Source organism: Anabaena sp. PCC 7938, from assembly GCF_049315035.1.
Taxonomy (GTDB): Bacteria; Cyanobacteriota; Cyanobacteriia; order Cyanobacteriales; family Nostocaceae; genus Anabaena; species Anabaena cylindrica.
In genome coordinates this window covers 6,073,942-6,094,290 of record NZ_CP186034.1, presented here as the reverse complement: position 1 = coordinate 6,094,290, position 20,349 = coordinate 6,073,942, and the positions used below count along the sequence as shown (strand labels likewise).

At 38.5% G+C, this 20,349-nt stretch carries 12 protein-coding genes and 1 pseudogene; 8 read left to right on the top strand and 5 right to left on the bottom strand.

Going from position 1 to position 20,349, the window contains the following annotated elements:
* The first annotated feature begins 102 nt into the window (after positions 1-102).
* Both ACOWPH_RS27165 and ACOWPH_RS27160 read left to right on the top strand, forming a co-directional pair.
* On the top strand, positions 103-1,437 hold the full coding sequence (locus ACOWPH_RS27165) for a P-loop NTPase fold protein (protein WP_015213227.1): 1,335 nt from the start codon (positions 103-105) through the stop codon (positions 1,435-1,437).
* Entirely contained in the window at positions 1,413-6,569 is a 5,157-nt protein-coding gene (locus ACOWPH_RS27160) for an eIF2A-related protein (RefSeq protein WP_015213226.1), read from the top strand. Before ACOWPH_RS27165 ends, ACOWPH_RS27160 begins: the two co-directional genes overlap by 25 nt.
* Positions 6,570-6,582: 13 nt before the next feature.
* Here ACOWPH_RS27160 and ACOWPH_RS27155 read toward each other — a convergent pair whose 3' ends face one another.
* Positions 6,583-6,732 carry a hypothetical protein gene (locus tag ACOWPH_RS27155; protein WP_015213225.1) on the bottom strand — a complete coding sequence of 50 codons (150 nt, stop codon included), beginning with the start codon at positions 6,730-6,732 and terminating at the stop codon, positions 6,583-6,585.
* Between the two features lie 380 nt (positions 6,733-7,112).
* Complete coding sequence (locus ACOWPH_RS27150; RefSeq protein WP_015213224.1) at positions 7,113-8,393, bottom strand: hypothetical protein; 1,281 nt, start codon at positions 8,391-8,393, stop codon at positions 7,113-7,115.
* A gap of 1,027 nt (positions 8,394-9,420) precedes the next feature.
* Between ACOWPH_RS27150 and fmt the strand changes: the two genes are divergently transcribed.
* The gene (gene fmt, locus ACOWPH_RS27145) at positions 9,421-10,422 is read left to right on the top strand and encodes a methionyl-tRNA formyltransferase (RefSeq protein ID WP_015213223.1); all 1,002 of its coding nucleotides are present in this window, start codon (positions 9,421-9,423) and stop codon (positions 10,420-10,422) included.
* 26 nt (positions 10,423-10,448) lie between these two features.
* Here fmt and ACOWPH_RS27140 read toward each other — a convergent pair whose 3' ends face one another.
* Positions 10,449-10,814 carry a DUF6464 family protein gene (locus ACOWPH_RS27140; RefSeq protein WP_015213222.1) on the bottom strand — a complete coding sequence of 122 codons (366 nt, stop codon included), beginning with the start codon at positions 10,812-10,814 and terminating at the stop codon, positions 10,449-10,451.
* Between the two features lie 217 nt (positions 10,815-11,031).
* On the opposite strand from ACOWPH_RS27140, the gene ACOWPH_RS27135 reads away from it, so the two are divergent.
* Positions 11,032-12,102 (top strand): vWA domain-containing protein, encoded by a 1,071-nt coding sequence (locus tag ACOWPH_RS27135; RefSeq protein WP_015213221.1) that lies wholly within the window; start codon positions 11,032-11,034, stop codon positions 12,100-12,102.
* 412 nt (positions 12,103-12,514) lie between these two features.
* A pseudogene (gene ligA / locus ACOWPH_RS27130) lies at positions 12,515-14,561 on the top strand (NAD-dependent DNA ligase LigA).
* Here the strand turns inward: ligA and ACOWPH_RS27125 are convergent.
* Together ACOWPH_RS27125 and ACOWPH_RS27120 are read right to left on the bottom strand one after the other, a co-directional pair.
* Positions 14,558-15,265, bottom strand: coding sequence for a transposase (locus ACOWPH_RS27125; RefSeq protein WP_015213219.1), 708 nt, complete (start codon positions 15,263-15,265; stop codon positions 14,558-14,560). The pseudogene ligA and the gene ACOWPH_RS27125 sit on opposite strands and share 4 nt — an antisense overlap.
* 284 nt (positions 15,266-15,549) lie before the next feature.
* Positions 15,550-15,783, bottom strand: coding sequence for a hypothetical protein (locus tag ACOWPH_RS27120; protein ID WP_422665637.1), 234 nt, complete (start codon positions 15,781-15,783; stop codon positions 15,550-15,552).
* A gap of 305 nt (positions 15,784-16,088) precedes the next feature.
* Here ACOWPH_RS27120 and ACOWPH_RS27115 point away from each other — a divergent pair, with 305 nt between their 5' ends.
* From ACOWPH_RS27115 to truB, 3 genes are all read left to right on the top strand, one after another.
* The gene (locus ACOWPH_RS27115) at positions 16,089-17,006 is read left to right on the top strand and encodes a DMT family transporter (protein WP_015213218.1); all 918 of its coding nucleotides are present in this window, start codon (positions 16,089-16,091) and stop codon (positions 17,004-17,006) included.
* Between the two features lie 405 nt (positions 17,007-17,411).
* Positions 17,412-19,070 carry an alpha/beta hydrolase gene (locus tag ACOWPH_RS27110; RefSeq protein ID WP_242043197.1) on the top strand — a complete coding sequence of 553 codons (1,659 nt, stop codon included), beginning with the start codon at positions 17,412-17,414 and terminating at the stop codon, positions 19,068-19,070.
* 210 nt (positions 19,071-19,280) lie between these two features.
* Positions 19,281-20,213, top strand: a complete 933-nt coding sequence (gene truB / locus ACOWPH_RS27105; RefSeq protein WP_015213216.1) for a tRNA pseudouridine(55) synthase TruB — start codon at positions 19,281-19,283, stop codon at positions 20,211-20,213.
* Positions 20,214-20,349 lie beyond the last annotated feature (136 nt).

The window sequence follows — 20,349 nt, the reverse complement described above, 5'->3', positions numbered from 1 at the left end:
CGTTAGCGAGGAACGAGAGTCTTGATTCTGACTCCTGGCTACTGACTCCTGACTCCTTCTTCAATTTTATCCTCCCCGTTCTTGAGTGAAGTAGATTAAATTATGCTCCTAGATTTAGAAAGATTTTATCAGGCTTGTAATCCGAGCAGACCATTAATGATTGAAAATGCTGCGGATCGCCTGTACTATATTGATTTTGCCTCGGTACGGGGAGGTAAAATTATTGAAGCTTTGCTACGAACTATTAGTAAAATTTCTCCGAATACACCCACCTGCCAATTATTCACCGGACACTTAGGTTGTGGGAAATCTACGGAGTTGTTACGGTTGAAAGCAGAGTTAGAGGAGCAGAAGTTTCATGTAGTATATTTTGAATCTACTCGTGTGCTAGAAATGGCGGATGTGGATGTGACTGATATTCTCTTGGCTGTTGCTGGTCAAGTGAGTGAAAGTCTAGAAGCGATGAAAATCAGCCTCAAACCTCGCTACTTTGCTAAATTGTTTACTGAAATAGTGGATTTTTTGCAAACACCGATAGATTTGGGGGTAGAAGCTGAATTATCGGTAGGAATTGCCAAAATTACTGCTAAAACCAAAGAAAGTCCACAGTTACGACGGCGGTTAAGAGACTACCTAGAACCACGCACAGAAAATATTTTACTCTCAATTAATCAAGAATTGCTAGAACGTGCCAATACTGAACTCAAAGCCAAGGGTAAAAAAGGTTTGGTAGTAATTGTTGATAATTTAGATCGAGTATCATCATTCCGACCGATACCATCTGGAAAATCTCTTCCAGAATACTTGTTTATTGAACGGGGTGAGCAGTTACGTAAACTTAATTGTCATCTTGTTTACACTATTCCTTTGTCCTTAACTTTCTCCAACGATAGCGCTGAATTACAACATCGTTTAGGTGGTGGAGTTGCACCAAAAGTCTTACCAATGATACCTGTGTTACTGCGTTCAGGGGAAATTTACAGAGAAGGATTAGAATTAATGCAGCAAATGGTATTAGCTAGAGCCTTTCCTGACATTTTGTCAAGCAATCGCTTAAACTTAATTACAGAAGTGTTTGATAGCCAGGAAACATTAGACCGTTTGTGTCTCATTAGTGGTGGTCATGTACGTGACTTATTAGGACTACTGTTTGACTGTCTGCGGGAACAAGACCCACCATTTGACCGGGAATGTTTGGAATTAGTCATCCAAAGACAAAGAGATTATCGCGCTAACGCTATTGACCCCCATGAGTGGGAACTAATCTTTCAAGTGATGCGCGAGCAAAGAGTAAAAGGTGACACAGAATACCATGCATTATTACGCAGTTTGTTCGTTTTTGAATATCGCGATCGCCAGGGAGCTTGGTTTGGTGTTAACCCAGTCTTAGCAGAAACCCAAAAATTTAAATCATGGTTGAACGAAACACATCAATAGATATCAACAGTGCTAATGATCGTTCTTTACGCAGTTTAGCCAGGGCAATTTCACTTTCTCAAGGTCAATTTTCTGTTGTATTGGTGTGTTGTAATTATGGAATTTTGCGGGATTTAATACTGCAAAGACTTTCAGAAATAGACGGTAGTTTTAATAAAATCCAAAAGGTGGTTTTAACCCAAAACTCCCTCAGCCTATATTCGACTATTCATTTACAGCAACAAATTAATCAACCTACAGCATTAATAGTTTTGGGTTTAGAGTCAGTAGAGGGACTTGATGAACTGCTAATTTCTATTAATCAAATTCGTGATGAATTTCGTAAACGCCACCCGTTTCCAATGGTAATATGGGTGAATGATGAAGTTTTACAAAAAGTAGTAAAATTAGCTCCAGATTTTGCTAGTTGGGCAGCAACACCAATTAGATTTGAAATGACTTCTATAGCGTTGCTAGAATTTCTGACACAGGAAACAAACTCTTTATTTGCTAAAGCTTTACATAGAGATAATACCCAAAACCAGCAAATACAAAAGTATGATACTACCATAGAACAAGTATGGATGCGGAGCTATGAACTGCAAGTTGCCATTAAAGATTTAGAAAATCGTGGGATTGGGTTGGAAGCCCAATTAAATGCTAGTTTACAATTCGTTTTTGGTTTAGATGATTATGTCAGTGACCGCATAAATTCAGCTTTAAACCATTTTCGACAAAGCTTATTATTTTGGTATCAAAATCAGGACACAGAGGAAAAAGAACAAATTACCAGAGAATGGGAAAAAGGCAGAATTATCGAATGGGATAATCTTTCTCCTTCACCTCAGATCCCTATTTCCCCATCTCCTCATCTTCTCAAACAAGGCGTTTTATTGCTTTACATCGGTCTATGTCATTGTCGCCTCACGGAACAAAATCAAACAACAAGTCACCACCACTTACAAGCAGCAGAAAATTATTTTCAACAGTGCTTACATACTTTTGAAGTAGCTGGACGTACAGATTTAGTTGCTGAATTTATTGGACAACTTGCGGATGTTTTACAAAGTTTACAAGCATGGTCTGAATTACAAATTGTTGCCGAAAAATCTCTAGAATTACACCAAAATTATGGCAGTCAAATTCAACTAGCTAGTGACTATGGTATTTTAGCCCAGGTCGCTTTACAACAGTCACGCTGGATGCAAGCAAGCATTTTAGCACACATAGCATTATTGAAATTAGGGGAAGCTCAAAAGCATCGTCACCTCCAACCTTGTTTATTTCCTTTGCTGTTGGCACAAATTTATTATTTAACCTTAGCCAAAGCACAGCAACAACTAGGTGAGCAAAAAGTAGCCCAGGAATACTTAGATAAGGCAACAACAGAACTACCAGCATCTTTAGAAAGCAGTGAACACCAATATGATGCCCATCGTTATATTCGCTTATTGCGGACATTGCGATCGCTCTATTTTGAAGCTGGTTGCTATCTCCAAGCCTATCTAATTAGACAAAAACGCCGTTCCGTTGAACAACAGTACGGTTTTCGTGCCTTTATCGGTGCTGGACGTTTACAACCCCAAAGGAAAGTTACTAACCCCGCTTTGATGTCTGCGTCGGGAAATAGCAGTGTAGCTTTAGAAATAGCCGCTTCCGGTCGAGAAGGTGATATTGATAACTTAATTGGCAGACTTAGCCGTGCTGACTACAAGCTGATAGTAATTCATGGACCTTCCGGTGTAGGTAAAAGTTCTACCGTCACCGCTGGTTTAATTCCCGCATTGCAAAATCGTGCCATAGGTGATCAAAATGCCATTCCAGTTGTCCTCCAAATTTATACCGATTGGGTGCGAGAATTAGGCAAATCTTTAACCGCAGCAATGCTGCAACATCAAGAAACAAACATTGCATCAGGAATCACCCCTAATTTAATCCCCCTCAACAGCATTAATGGTATATTACAACAACTCAGAGAAAATGCCGATCATCATCTCATTACAGTTTTAATTTTCGACCAATTTGAAGAATTTTTCTTCGGTCATACTGATCGCTATCAAAAACAAGAATTTGATAGATTTATCAGTGACTGTTTAAATATATCTTTCGTAAAAGTGATTTTATCTTTGCGAGAAGATTATTTACACCGATTACTAGATTTTCAACATCTAGTCTCACTAGAAGCAATTAATCATAATATTCTTGACAAAAATATCCGCTATCAATTAAATAACTTTTCTCCTGAATACGCCAAAGTAATTATTCATAAATTAACCGAACGTTCCCAACTACATTTAGAACCGGCTTTAATTGATGCTGTTGTTCAAGATTTATCAGCAGAATTGGGAGAAGTCCGCCCCATTGAATTGCAAGTAGTCGGAGCACAACTTCAAGATGAACGCATCACTAGTCTTTCTCAATATCAGCCTTATAGACCAAATAAACTCATTGAAAGATATATCAAAGAATTAATTAAAGAATGCGGCACAGAAAATGAACGGGCTGCTTTAATAGTTTTATATTTATTAACAGATGAAAGTAATCAAAGACCATTTAAAACCCAGGCAGAATTATCAGCAGAATTATCAGAATTAGAAGATTCTAGTCAATTAGAATTAATTCTATCTATTTTAGTCAGTTCTGGGTTAGTCGTATTATTTCCCGACATTCCCGAACGCTATCAACTTATTCATGATTATTTAGTAGATTTAATTCGCTACCTGCAACAACAAGAATCAAGCTTACAAGCACAACTCAATCAATTACGTTATAAAGTCGAAAATAGTCAACAAGAAATTGAACGTCTTAAAAGTGAACTGAGACAAAAAAAACAGCAAGCTACATTAGTCGATACCCAACGCCAACAAGGAGTAGATTTATTAACAGAACTCCGAGAACTACGCAAGCGAGAAGAATTAAGTCAATTAGAAATTGAACATCTGCGTGGAGAACTCAAAGAAAAAGCATTAATCGCACAACTAGCAGAAAGTCAAGAAAAACAACGACTAAGTGAAGCACGATTAAATCGGACATTAAAAATTGCTCTGACGGCTTCCGTTGTCGCTATATTTGGTTTAACTATTTCTGTAATTACTGCCATAGATAGTGAAATTAAAACTCTCAGTACTTCTAGCGAGGCCTTGTTTGCTTCTCAAAAAGGTCTTGATGCACTCAAAGACAGTTTAAAAGCCGGGAAAAAATTGCAACAGACAATCTGGGTAAGTTCTTCTACCAGAGAACAAGTACTAACAGCTTTATACCAAGCGGTTTATGGAGTCAAAGAACGTAACCGCTTAGAAGGTCATTTATCTGGAGTTAATAACGCCACATTTAGCCCGGATAACTCCTTAATTGCTTCAGCTAGTGCAGATTACACAATTAACCTCTGGCTTCCTAATGGTAGTTTTGTCAGAACTTTATCAGGACATGAAGATGTGGTCAATAGTGTTAATTTTAGTCCTGATAGTCAAACTATTATTTCTGCAAGTCAGGACAAAACAGTAAAATTGTGGAACCAAGAAGGTAAGCTATTGAACACTTTAATTGGTCATAAATCTGTAGTCAATAGCGCTAATTTTAGCCCTGATGGTCAAATAATAGCTTCGGCAAGTACAGATAAAACTGTTAAATTATGGAGTGCTGAGGGTAAATTTATCCAAAATTTGACAGGTCATAATGGTGCGGTTTTGGCTGTGGCTTGGTCACTGGATGGTCAAATAATTGCTTCAGCTAGTGCTGATAAAACTATCAAATTGTGGAGTCGGGAAGGTAAATTTCTCAAAACTTTGATAGGTCATGAAGATGCGGTTAAAAGTCTAGCTTGGTCATCTGATAGTCAAATTCTTGCCTCTGGTAGTTTGGATTTAGACAAAACTATTAAATTGTGGAGTCGAGAAGGAAATTTACGGAAAACTCTCTCAGGTCATACTTCTGGCGTTACCAGCGTTAGTTTTAGCCATGATGGTCAAACGATCGCATCTGCTAGTACCGACGAAACAGTGAAACTCTGGAGTTTGGATGGTGTATTGCTGGGAACTATCAGAGGACATAATAATTGGGTGAATAGCGTTAATTTTAGCCCTGATGGTGGTACTTTAATTTCTGCGGGGAGGGATAAAACGATTAAAATATGGCGTTGGGATGATGTGCTGTTGCGAAATGGCAAAACTGATATTGATTGGGTGACTAGTATTAGTTTTAGTCCTGATGGCCGCATTTTGGCGGCAGCTAGTCGAGATAGAACCGTTAAACTTTGGAGTCGGAATCGTCAATTAATCAGAACATTAACAGGACATCAAGGCTCGGTTTGGGGTGTAGCTTGGTCGCCGGATGGTCAGAATATTGCTTCTGCTAGTAAGGATACGAAAGTTAAGCTTTGGAGTCGGGAAGGGCTATTAATTAATACTTTGCACGGCCATAAAGATACTGTTTTAGCTGTAGCTTGGTCGCCGAATGGTCAGAATATTGCCTCTGCTAGTAAAGATGCTACGGTTAAGCTTTGGAGTCGGGAAGGTAAATTGATCACAACCTTGTTGGGTCATGGCAGTGCGGTCAATTGGGTCAGTTTCAGCCCTGATGGTAAGTTGTTAGCGTCAGCGAGTGATGATAATTTAGTCAAGATTTGGAGAAATGATGGTAAATTTCTCTACGACTTAACTGGCCACACCCGACGGGTAAATGGTGTGGCTTGGTCGCCGGATGGTCAGACTATCGCCTCTGTTAGTATTGATAGTACGGTAAGGCTTTGGAATCGGGATGGTAGTTTACTAAGGGCGTTGCCAGGTAATGGTGATAGTTTTATCAGTGTTATTTTTAGTCCAGACGGTAAAACCTTGGCTGTTAGTAGTGATGATAAGATCAGGCTTTGGAGCCGAAACGGAACTTTGCTGATAGCTTTAAAGAGTGATCAGCAGGAGTTAACTAGTCTGAGTTTTAGTCCTGACGGTAAGACTCTGGCTGCTGGTAGCGGTAATGGAACTGTAATTTTACGCAGCTTATCAGATATGAAGTTAGATGTTTTATTAAAACGTGGCTGTGGATTAATACAAGATTATTTGCAGAATAATTCTAAGGTTATGGAGAGCGATCGCATTCGCGGAGTGTCTACCACAGCAGAAACCCTTAACAGGAATCGCTCTTTGTGCAGTCGCTAAGAATGTGAAAACCTTACCTACTTATCAAGTGTTTAGCTGCTTCTTCTAAGGTTTGAATCAGATTTTCTAGCGTATAGATATGAGATTTATCCTGATGAGAATTGCGAGTATCGGTAGAAATTTGTCTGACCTTCTGAATAGAATTAGAATTGATCAGTTGCATTGATTTTGACCCTGAGTGACTGACATTGTTAAATGTTATGCAGTCACTATAAAATAATCTGCTCTGAATAATACTGAGTTTCTCCAAGTTTTCATGTAATTTTTAACTGGTAGCACAACTCTTCATTTGCACTTTATAAAATATGTAATAGTAGAGACTCAGTAAACGGCGTTCTTTTCAGTTCGGAAGTTGACGATATACAGCAGAATTCAGGAGTCAGGAGTCAGGAGTAAAACTGGCTTTATGTATAGGTTTCAATTTAGATTTTGTACCTCCTAACTACGCAAACTGCTGTATCTGGATTTTAATTCACAAAAAAAAACCCCTGTCATCTGTAACAACAACGGGAGTTTTGTTCAATTGATATGTCTTGTTGCAAATTATCTTGAGGCTACTTGGGGTTCTGCCCAAACTGATCTATCACTTGCACCAAAAGTAACAGCCTGATCCCCATCTGTGGAGATATTGATACTTTTACCATCACTAGCAACTTGCACCAAAGGCCAATTTTCTTCCCCTATTTCACCTGCACGGAACAGCGCATAATCTGGTTGTTGTTTACTCCAACCTAACAAGATTGCTATTTTTTCATGCTCATTTGCCTCTTGGGGAGGAGCAACTGTTTTGGTATGATTTTGTTGCTGATCCCAAATCACCGCATGATCTGTAACGTCTGCTGTATTGAATATGCCTATAAACTTGCGGGCTAAAAAGCGATCGCCTTTTTGTGACCAGCTAACCGGAACTAACACCCCAATTTTTCCTTCTGTATCACTTGCTTCTGTCGCCACAGTCTGTTGTAATAGCGGGTCGCTGATTGCAGATGTTTTAGCTATCACCTTTAATTTCTTAGTTTGTCTATCTTCTATAAACAACAAACTAGTGACTCGGCTATTGTACATTTCAGGTTTCACTTCTAGCTGTACCCGGCTATAAACAGCATATCTGCCATCTGGAGAAACCACCGGTATGCTGCGATAGTGCCGCACTCCAGAATTCCCTTTACCACCAATAGCTTCCTGAGTCATCATGATCCATTTCCAGGGAATAGGATGAGGACTGCCCATCGGATCATCTGGTAATTCATCAGACTGATTGGGGGGACTATCTATAGGTATTTCCCTCATTAATGAGTCTCTAACACCTGGTGTGTTAACTGTTGCTACTTGTTCTGTTGCCGATCTCTTGCTGGTTTGAGGATTAATTTCACCTTGCAAAGCCGCTATTTTAGCTTCTTTTAATTTTTGTACTAAATCAGTTTGACTAACAGGTATTTCTTTACTTCCTGTCACAGGAACACTTGTATCACCCCTAGACTGATAATTCTCTTTTTTAACCCCTGAATCCAGCTTATCTGCCAGTAATACTTGCCTTTCTCCACTAAGAGGCGTATTTAATGGTACAACAGTCCCCAATTGTCCATTCAATGAGTTTAACTGACCTATTTTTAAATTAGATTCCCCAGAAATAGCACTTTTTGGCGATTTTAAATCAGATTTGTTAACTTCTACACCAATCTTGGCTATCTTTAATTGTGATTGTTTTGCCAAAGTAGAGTGAATAGATACACCTAAAAAGGGAGCAATTACTATAACAACGACAACGTACTTGATAAATGGTTGTACGCGGAACCATCCTGACAGCAAAAGGGATTTCAACATGAGTGGACTCTCTAAGGGGGGGTGGCTATTTCGAGGAGCAATGTCTATACAGGAAGGGCAAAAGCTATGATTATTTATGTATAACAACAAAGTAGAAGCTCTAACGAGATGATCTCGCCAAATTTTGCATCACTTTACAAAAGTTTTAGTATCATTGTCCACATCTTTACAATCTTTAAATTCTGTAATATTTTCGGGCAGTAAGACCAGCATTCATGCATTACCGTGTTGGTAGATACCATGAGTTTTTATGTAATCCATATACTCAAGTCATACCTTTACTCAAGAAATACTACAATACAGTCCAGTAGTACTGAGTAAACCCATGGATAAATCTAGTGGATTAAAAAAAGACCCGTGATCAGCTTTTAAACTTTTTTCACTGGATAGTTATTTTTGCCATGCTGCACTAGTGACTAAATCAAGGTATGCTTTAGGAACAGTAATAGCAAGAGCTAGTCAATGACATCTAAAACACTACCTAATTAGAGACTTTTGTAACAGTACCAATCCTGTTAAAAGCAAAGCTGATGCGTATACAAACAATTAAGTAAGCAAAAAATCGTCTACTTTCAGAGAAGAATTACTAAAATCCTCATCTTTAACCTATTCAACTCCATAAATCCGTTCGCAAATCAATAATATATCTATTGATATCGTCTTGCCTGTGAGTGCTATCACACAAATCTAAAGAAGCTGATTTTAGTAAACTACCAAATTAAGTGATTTTAGTAGATGCTTAATTGTCTAGCTATAAGACATAACCAAATATTGATGCCTGCATAACAGCAAATACAATGATTGATTATAGCTTTCCTGCTTGCCAAGACCTTCTAATTAATAAGGAAGTTTTTATTGCACCAATAATCAACACTTTACCATTAAATCACTAAAATTGAATGCCCTCATCACAAAATTGCTCTGCGTTTTTTCTATCATGATCGTAATTTAGTGAGTTGTGGACAATCAGTTGTCAGTGATTCATGACGCACCTAATATTGACTAAATGACTAATAACGAATAAATAATGAAAATCGTATTTTTTGGTACTCCCCAATTTGCCGTCCCCACGCTGGAAAAACTACTGGCTCACCCAGATGTGCAAATTTTAGCAGTTGTCACCCAACCGGATAAACGTCGGGAACGAGGGAATAAATTAACACCATCACCAGTGAAAACACTTGCTATTGCTCACAATCTCCCCGTATGGCAACCAGAGAGAATTAAAAAAGATATTGAAACTTTAAACCAACTTAAACAATTAGATGCAGATGTGTTTGTCGTGATTGCTTATGGGCAAATTTTGTCTAAGAAAATCTTAAATATGCCAAAATTGGGTTGCATTAATGTGCATGGTTCAATTTTACCCCAATATCGTGGCGCGGCTCCCATTCAATGGTGTCTATATAACGGTGAGCAAGAAACCGGGATCACAACTATGTTAATGGATGTGGGCATGGATACAGGTGATATGCTGCTAAAAGCCATTAAACCCATTGAATTACTAGATAATGCCCAAAATTTAGCTGATAAGTTAGCCGTCACGGGTGCAGATTTATTAATAGAAACATTGTTTAAGCTGGAACGTCAGGAAATTGAACCAATTCCCCAAGATAATTCTGTTGCCACTTATGCATCTTTGATTCAAAAACAAGATTATAATTTGGACTGGTCAAAGACAGCTATTCAATTGCACAACCAAATTAGAGGTTTTTACCCCAACTGTCTGACGAATTTTCGTAATCAACCACTGAAAATAACTGCTGCTGTTCCTCTAAATTCTGCTTATATCCAAGAGTTACCAGAGCAAATAACAGAAAAAATCCACAAAATACCTGATTTGTCAACTGTATCAGGGCAACCAGGAGAAGTCGTCAGTATCATCAAAGGCTTAGGAGCAATTGTACAAACTGGGGAAGGTTTGTTGCTGTTGAGAGAAGTTCAGCTAACCGGTAAACGTCCCCAATCAGGATGGGATTTTGTGAATGGTACTCGTTTGACTTTGGGAGAAGTGTTAGGTAATTCGTAATTGTGCCTCTTCATCTCCCCCGCTTCCTAGTTACTTATCACCTGATTTTCATAGAAACGGCAGGATTTACAAGGGCCTTCTGGGTTAACTGCACAGCGAATGATTTCTGAATGAGCATTGTAGTCGCAGGTAGCATCCCCAATTACCCACCGTCCCCCAATCAAGGTTTTTTCGTCTGGTCTTTTAGCAGACTGTACATAAATAGTTATATTATGCAAGCGGTAGCGTCCTGATTTTAATTGATATTTATGACGACGCTCTAAAACTGCATAGGTTTTACCTTCAAGATCAAGATAATTCCCCGGTTGGGGTGTCCAATCAAGTTTTAATATACCCAGAGATTGACGTGGATTTGTTAAAATTACCTCAGTTGGTAACGAGTCTGGCTCCATAATAAGTTTATGTTATGAAATTTACGTTATAAAGATAATACCGCAACAACCAAAAATATATTTATGGGTACGAGTTGATAGAGGTTTACCGTATTTTTACATATTTATTAATTTTCAACAACCCTAAATGTTACAATATTTTAAAGTAATGTTTTCACATTAAATAAGTATTTAAAATAAAGATACATTCTAAATAAGTGAAATTTAGGTTATGGCTATGGCAAACAACAATATAGAAGTTGTTTTTAGCTTTGATACGACAGGTAGTATGTATCCTTGTCTGACTCAGGTACGGCGAAAAATTAAAAATACTGTCACCAGACTAATGGATGAATTACCTTTAATTAGGATTGGAATTATTGCTCATGGGGATTATTGTGACGCAGGTTCAACTTATGTAACTAAAACCTTTAACCTTTCTGGTGATGTTGATAAAATTTGTGATTTTGTCCAAAATGTAGAACCTACTGGTGGGGGAGATGCGCCAGAATGTTATGAGTTAGTATTACATGAATCCCAATCTCTATCTTGGTCAAAATCAGCATCGAAATCTCTAGTTTTAATTGGTGATGATATTCCCCACGCACCAGCACACAATCCCCAAAAGTTAAATTGGCGTAAAGAGATAGAGAAGTTAGCCGAATTGGGAATTTCAGTTTATGGAGTGCAAGCACTTAATCGCCATCATGCTACGCCTTTTTATCAAGAATTAGCTGAAAAATCTGGTGGTTTTCATATTAATTTAGACCAATTTTCTTATATTACTGACTTGTTTTTAGCAGTTTGCTACCAGCAATCATCCGATGAACAGTTACAAGCTTATGAAAAAGAAGTAATTAACCAAGGTAGGATGAGTCGTGGGTTAAATAAAATATTTGACACCATGATGAAACGAGAAGGAACATCTTATTATGAATCAACTGATTTAAGAGCGGTTGTTCCAGGAAGATTCCAGGTGTTAGAGGTGGATTTAGATATTTCTATTAAAGCGTTTGTGTTAGAAAATGGGTTAACATTTAAAGTAGGGCGTGGATTTTATGAATTTACGAAAACAGAAACTATCCAAGCGACTAAAGAAATTATCTTGATGGATAGAACTACAGGTGATTTATTTGAAGGCAGTGCTGCACGAGAAATGTTAGGTCTACCGATGGATGCGACAATTAGAATTAAACCTAGTAATCTAGAAAAGTATGTTGTGTTTGTTCAAAGTACTTCTGCTAATCGTAAGTTAATTGGCAAAACTAGATTTTTATATGAAGTCGCAGACTGGGATCATTCATCGTAAGAATTCAGGAGTCAGGAGTCAGGAGTTAAAATGCTTGTGACATCAGGAATAAAGAGAAGAGAGATTTCGAGCAAAATCATCAACTTGACGCGAAAAGCCTTATGATTCTGTAGGCGTAGCCGTGCCGTAGACTATTGTGTATCCTTACCATTAATCTATAATTTTGCTAAAATCTTTCGTGGGTTTTCAGCCTGCTTCTAGTAGTCTGTCAAGAACTAATTGACGGAGAAATAAATCTTCCTTCTTCCTTTGCTACGCAACGCGAACGCGAACGCGCTCTTCTCTTCGAGACACTTCGTGAACGCGTCTTTGCGGTTTGTTACTTCTTGATCCGTCAAAATATATTTGACAGACCACTAGCAGGTTTTCTAGTCTTTAAATTCTATTTTCTAAGTATTATCTTGTAAATTTTATGATACCAACTCAAGCCGAAGTAAAGCGTATAGAAGAAATCCGGCGGTTATTACAACAAGCCAGCTATGCTTATTATGTCCTGGATGCACCAATCATGGAGGATACTGTCTATGATCGGTTTTATCGGGAATTACAAGAATTAGAAACTCAGTATCCAGAATTAATCACTCCTGATAGTCCTACTCAACGGGTGGGTGAGCGGCCTGCAACGCATTTTACTTCGGTACGGCATAATATCCCTTTGTATAGTTTGGAAAATGCTTTTAATGTTGAGGAGTTACAAAGCTGGGAACAACGTTGGCGAAGACACTTGCCATCTCAGTATTCTCCGGGTGATATAGAATATGTGGCAGAATTGAAAATTGATGGTGCGGCTTTAGCGTTAACTTATGAAAATGGTGTTTTAACTAGAGGTGTGAGTCGGGGTGATGGGGTGATGGGTGAAGATATTACCCAAAATGTGCGGACTATTCGCTCAATTCCCCTGCGTTTGAATTTTGACGGGTTAGCAAATATCGAAAAGGTAGAAGTGCGGGGTGAGGTTTTTTTACCTTTAGATGTATTTCAACAAATCAATGAGAAAAGGCAAAAAGCAGGTGAACAGGTGTTTGCTAATCCCCGCAATGCTGCTGCTGGTACACTTAGACAGTTAGATCCCCGGATTGTAGCACAGCGACAGCTAGATTTCTTTGCTTATACGCTACATATTACAGGGTTGGATGATTCTAGTATTGCTAATACTCAATGGGAAGCTTTGGAGTTGTTGCAAAAAATGGGTTTTCGGGTTGATGCCAATCATAAGCTGTGCCATACATTAGAGGAAGTTGCTGAATATTATCAATATTGGGATACGGAAAGGCTAAATTCGGCTTATATGACTGATGGGGTGGTGGTAAAGCTAAATTCGTTTAGGCTACAAGAACAGTTAGGTTTTACGCAGAAATGCCCCCGGTGGGCGATCGCTCTCAAGTATGCAGCAGAAGAAGCTCCAACCCGTGTGGAACGGATTACAGTGAATGTGGGGAGAACGGGAGCGTTAACTCCTTTAGCGGAAATGTTGCCTGTACAATTAGCGGGGACTACTGTTTCTAGGGCTACTTTACATAATAGCGATCGCATCACCCTATTAGATATCCGCATTGGTGATACTGTCATTGTTCGCAAAGCTGGGGAAATTATCCCGGAAGTGGTGCGGGTAATTAAAGAATTGCGCCCCGCTGATACTCAACCTTTTATTATGCCTACCCATTGTCCCGTCTGTGGTCAACCTGTAGTGCGGGAATCGGGGGAAGCGGTGACACGATGTGTAAATGCTTCCTGTGCGGCAATTCTCAAAGGTGAAATTGAACATTGGGTAAGTCGTGATGCTTTGGATATTAAAGGTGTCGGTGAAAAACTGGTACATCAACTGGTAGATAAGGGGTTGGTGCATTCTGTTGGTGACTTATATGACTTGACACCAGAAAAATTATGTGCATTGGAACGGATGGGGCAGAAGTCAGCGGAAAAATTGGTGAGTGCGATCGCTAAATCAAAAAATAAACCTTGGTCAAGGGTATTATATGGTTTAGGTATTCGTCATGTTGGTAGTGTCAACGCCCAATTATTAACGGAAAAATTTTACCACAGTTGAACAGTTAACAGCAGCTAGACAATCGGATATTGAAGGCGTTTATGGTATTGGTGCAGAAATTGCCCAATCAGTTTATCAATGGTTTCGCATCAGCGCTAATCAAACCTTGATTTCTCGTCTCCAAGCAATCGGTTTGCAATTCATTTCCACCGAAGAACCGAAAGCAGCGGGTGATATTAATGAAAAATTTGCTGGTAAAACCTTTGTAGTTACAGGTACTTTACCAACCTTAAAACGCGATGAAGCAAAAGCACTAATTCAAAAAGCTGGTGGTAAAGTCACAGATTCTGTCAGTAAAAAAACTGACTTTTTAGTTGTGGGTGAAGATGCCGGTTCTAAATTAGAAAAAGCGCAGGCTTTGGAAATTACTCAGTTAAGTGAAGCACAATTATTAGAGATGTTAAAGATTTAAACAATCAGTTTGACAGATGTCTTAACATTTGCTGGATTTTCCTGGTCTTCTGCCCAACTTATCGGATTGGTAACTATGTACTGACGAATATTATTTAATGCTTCTTCATTGCGGATAATATGTTCATAATAATTACGTTGCCAAATAACATTTCCTTTATCCTTATTAATGCGATTAATTTGGCGTGTAGAAACAGATTTATAATTTTGAATTATTGCCGCCAAAGATTGTGGTTTTGTCCCATTAATTTTAATTTTTTCACCTGTAGGGGCGAAGCATTGGCTCGATAAATTTGGTTGTTGTTGATCATTTAAATTCGCCAATGCTTCGCCCTCCGCCGCAGAAAACGATTGCGAGAAATCTTGCTTTGCCAATGCTTCGCCCACTGCTTCAGAAAAAGATTGTGAAAAATCTTGCTTTGCCAATGCTGCACTTTTAACTAGAATAATAATTCCATGTAAATGATTGGGCATGATCACAAATTCATCTAACTCTACATTTTGAAAATGCCGAGGAAGAGATAACCAACAACCCTTTGCTATCTCGCCATTTGTATTTAATTTCATTTCGCCATCTACAATTTCACCAAATAAACAATTACGTTGATAGGTGCAAATGGTGACAAAATAAGCTCCTATTTGAGTATAGTTATATTCTTTTAAGCGGATAGAACGCCGGTGGTGAATTTCGGGATTATAAGGCATGAATTAAATTCCTTTTCATAGCGTCAGGGTGACGTGAGGAAGGGTGAAGCATTCGCCAATATAGGTTATCTGTTTGTTCCATATTTTTCTGGTGGGGAAGGGTGACGTGGGGGAGGGTGAAGCATTCGCCAATATAGGTTATCCGTTTGTTCCATATTTTTCTGGTGGGGAAGGGTGACGTGGGGGAGGGTGAAGCATTCGCCAATATAGGTTATCCGTTTGTTCCATATTTTTCTGGTGGGGAAGGGTGACGTGGGGGAGGGTGAAGCATTCGCCAATATAGGTTATCCGTTTGTTCCATATTTTTCTGGTGGGGAAGGGTGACGTGTGGTAGGGTGAAGCATTCGCCAATATAGGTTATCCGTTTGTTCCATATTTTTCTGGTGGGGAAGGGTGACGTGGGGGAGGGTGAAGCATTCGCCAATATAGGTTATCCGTTTGTTCCATATTTTTCTGGTGGGGAAGTGACGTGGGGGAGGGTGAAGCATTCGCCAATATAGGTTATCCGTTTGTTCCATATTTTTCTGGTGGGGAAGTGACGTGGGGGAGGGTGAAGCATTCGCCAATATAGGTTATCTGTTTGTTCCATATTTTTCTGGTGCGAATGCTTCACCCCTACTACCTTTTGAGCGATTACAATATCATAGTAATCCTCAATCATTCGTCAAAAACAAGATCCTCAATTTATCCAGTATTTCTTTTGGAATGACCGCTTTTAGAAACTTACCCGGAGCAAATAGTCAATAGTACGAAGTAATAAAGTATTCTTGATACTTGACTCCTGGATATAAATGATTTTTTACCCATCAACTTACTATTAATTATGCATCAAAGTTCCGGTCGCTGGCGTTTAGGACTTGGTTTATCGTTAGTGACTGTTTTTCTATGGGGTATTCTACCAATCGCTTTAAAGGTAACGCTACAAGCCTTAGATGTTTATACTATCATTTGGTTTCGCTTTTCCATGTCCTTTGTATTATTAGCAATTTATTTGTCTGTACAAGGAAAATTACCAATTATAGAAGAATTACGTTCTAGTTCTGGAAAGTTATTAGCAGTAGTCACAATATTTTTAGCCACAAATTACTTCTTTTTCATGCAAGGTTTAGCATTAACAGCACCCGCTAATGCTGAAGTGATAATCCAGTTAGCTACTGTGTTGTTAGGTTTTGGTGGCTTAGTAATTTTTAAAGAACATTATACGTTACGGCAATGGATTGGAGTTAGTGTCTTAACTTTAGGTTTTGCACTATTTTTTAATGCCCAATTAACAAATTTAATTACAGCCCAGGGGCAATATCTTTTAGGTAGTGGATTGGTTGTATTAGGAGCAGTTGCCTGGGCTATTTATGCTTTGGCACAAAAGCAGCTATTGCAATCTTTATCATCTTCTAAGATTATGCTGATAATTTATGGTGGATGTGCTTTATTATTCACTCCTTTGGCTAAAATTAATACAGTTTTTAGTCTCAATCCTTTACATTTAGGAATGTTGCTATTTTGTGGATTAAATACTTTAATTGCCTATGGTGCTTTTGCTGAATCATTAGCACATTGGGAAGCCTCAAGAGTAAGCGCAGTCTTAGCATTAGCTCCAATTGTAACTTTAATATCAGTTTGGATAGTTTCTAGTATTTTCCCGACGCTAATTCCCTCAGAACACATCACTATAATAGGAATTATCGGGGCATTATTAGTTGTTATTGGTTCGGTAGCTATCGCTTTAGGTAAATCTGAATAAAATAAATTATTAGCATAATTCGATTAGGTTTTTTAACTCAAAAAATTGTTTTTATATTTAAAGCTACACCATAAATACTGAAGCAAACTATTATTTTGGCTGTTATGATTTTAAGAGCATCTAATCAAATAGAGTCAAAATCTGATCGAAGGGATATTTGTTTGATCCTAATTGACTCTATCTCAATGAACCTCTAAATTTTGTCTTCACGAAAAAAAAGCTCAAAAATATCCAGAAGACTGAGGCAAATAAGAGTATATAAATCTATTCACAGGGTGTCTGAATAACTACCAAATTTAACGCCTCGCGAAAAAACATCACTGAAATATTTGAGCGATGAATAGTTTGTTTGGTAATTGGGCCAGCAGCCTGAAAAAAAGTTTCCTCTTGCTGGTAATTTCAATATTGCTGCCAACATTTGGAATTAATAATTCTGTGATGGCAGCAGAGAAAATATCCGCTTCTTATTCGTTATTAGAAATTTCCGTTCCTGTAATTAGTTTAGAAACCTACGCCAAAACTGGATTAATTGATAATGAATTGTCAATGTATCAGCAGTATATTTCACTTCAAAAACTGCAAGAACTACGACAAATTTTACTCAGAACTATCAAAATTAGTCCCGCAGTAGCTTCACAATTTCTCCATACACAACAAGGAGAATTTCTACTGCGACGGTTGGCAGAATTAATTAAAACTAAATCTCGTCAACCAGAATCAGGATTTCATGCTTTACGCACAGCAATAATTTTAGCATCGGGGGAAGCAGACGGTTTAACATTATTAAATTTGCTACGGAAGTATCCTACAAATAATATTCATATTAATTTAGCTGATAGTCTAGAAATAATTGGTGAATTGGAGAAATTAATTGATGAAACGAAGATAGCGATCGCAGCAATTCAGCAAAAAGCCAGTCTAGAGGCTGGTATCATCCAAAAGGCAAGTTTATATCAGCTGCCAAACTTAAAAACTGAAGGCAGTGTAAAATCAAAGAAATATCAGCTAGAGTTCTTTGATGTCACCCGTAATCGGCGGTTACTGACTGATGTTTATGTTCCTAATGTTCAACATCCCACTTCAGTAATTGTCATCTCTCACGGTTTAGGCTTAGATAGCAGCAACTTTCGTTATTTAGCTGCTCATTTAGCTTCCCACGGATTAGCTGTGGTGGTTCCTAATCATCCGGTTGCGAATGCTCCAAAATTGCACCCTCAGCAATCTCTTGGTAAAAGTCATACAACTAGATTGATAGAGTCAGGTGAATTTATAGATAGACCTTTAGATATCAAATTTATATTAAATCAACTAGAAAAAGTTAACAAATCTGATGGCAAATTTCAAGGTCGGTTAAATCTGCAACAAGTGGGAGTAGTTGGCCAATCCTTTGGTGGTTATACTGCTTTAGCTTTAGTAGGGGCAAAAATTAACTTTGAGCAGCTAAAACGAGATTGTCAACCAGATACGCTGCGGGATACCTGGAATATGTCTTTATTCCTGCAATGTCGGGCTTTGGAATTGCAAAGTGAGTCAAAACTAGTATATAATTTGCGAGATGAGAGAGTTAAAGCTGCGATCGCAGTTAACCCCATCACTAGCTCTATTTTCGGACAAGCTGGTTTAAATCAAATTCAAACTCCTGTCATGCTGGTTGGTAGCAGTGAAGATACTGTCGCACCAGCTTTATACGAACAAATTCTCCCTTTCTCTTGGTTGACTAATCCCCATAAATATCTAGTCATGTTTGTTGGTGGTACTCATTTTTCCAGCATTGGTAATAGTAACCCAGACAGCAAGCAAGTAGCATTACCAGCAGAAATGGTTGGTGATGCTTCCCAAGCGCGTGCTTACATCAATGCTTTGAGTTTGCCTTTTTTGCAAACTTATGTAGCCAAAATGCCACAATATATACCCTATCTTAATGCCAATTACGCTCAAACTATTTCTCATCAATCTTTGGGTTTGAGTCTGGTTCAATCCTTGAGTAATCAAGAATTAGCATCGGTACTAGGTAATAATTTTCAGGAAGCTTTCCCCGCAAAAAAAAACTTTCCCACACCATAATCGGGTTTGGATTTTGGATGTTGAATGTTGGTGTATCCTTGCTTCATGTCTTGATATTCTTGTAAATCTAAATAATTGGACTTCGCCAAAAAAATCAAATAGTATTCCTATATATAGCCTTTCCCACTCTAGTTAGATACAAAATTACCCCTCCCCAACCCTCCCCTTACCAAGGTGAGGGTGCGCAACAGCGCGGGTGGGGTGTATTTCATGAGCTTGGAAATTGCTATAATTACTTACGAATTACGAATTACAAATTATTCTGTGCAAGGATTTCTCAACCTCAACAAACCATTAGACTGGACTTCTCACGACTGTGTAGCGCGAGTTAGAAGACTTTTACGTCTGAAACGAGTGGGACACGCAGGAACATTAGATCCTAAAGCTACGGGAGTATTGCCTATCGCTCTAGGTAAAGCTACTAGATTATTACAATATTTACCTGGTGAAAAAGCTTATCAAGCTACGATCCGCCTTGGTATACGTACAACTACTGATGATTTGGAAGGGGAAGTTATTACTTCTCAACCTTGTCCTGGGTTAAATTTGGCAACAATAAAAACAGCACTTGGGCAATTTATCGGCACAATTGAGCAAATTCCCCCCAGTTACAGCGCCATTCAAGTGGATGGAAAACGTCTGTATGATTTGGCACGTAAAGGGGAAATTGTGCAAGCACCAGTGAGGACTATAGAAGTGTTTGATATAGAAGTTATGGCCTGGCATGATGGTGATTTTCCAGAGTTGGAAATAGCGATCGCTTGTGGTGCAGGAACATATATTAGAGCGATCGCTCGTGATTTAGGTATAGTCTTAAACACAGGTGGAACTCTGGCCGCTTTAACACGAACACAAAGCAGCAGTTTTCACTTAAAAAATAGTCTCACCCTCACCGACCTAGAAACCCAAATCCAAGCAGGGACATTTCAACCCATTCTCCCAGATGCAGCCTTACAAAAGTTACCATCTGTAAATTTACCAGGAACATTTGCCAAAAAATGGTGTCAAGGTCAACAAGTTCCTGTAAATCTGGATATTTTGGGAATAGTGCGAGTCTATGAACAAGAAACCCGCTTTTTAGGTATTGCCCAATTAGAAGACAATATGTTGATTCCCCAAATGGTTTTTGAACCGATTTCTTGATTAAATTTTTCTCCAAAGCCCTTTTCCCTCATACATTGGAGCCTCCTGCCTCTGACCTTACTCTCAAGCTAAATATTCACAACTACCTACTGAGATACTCCTCAAAATCTTCACAATATCCTCGTTGATCTACGGA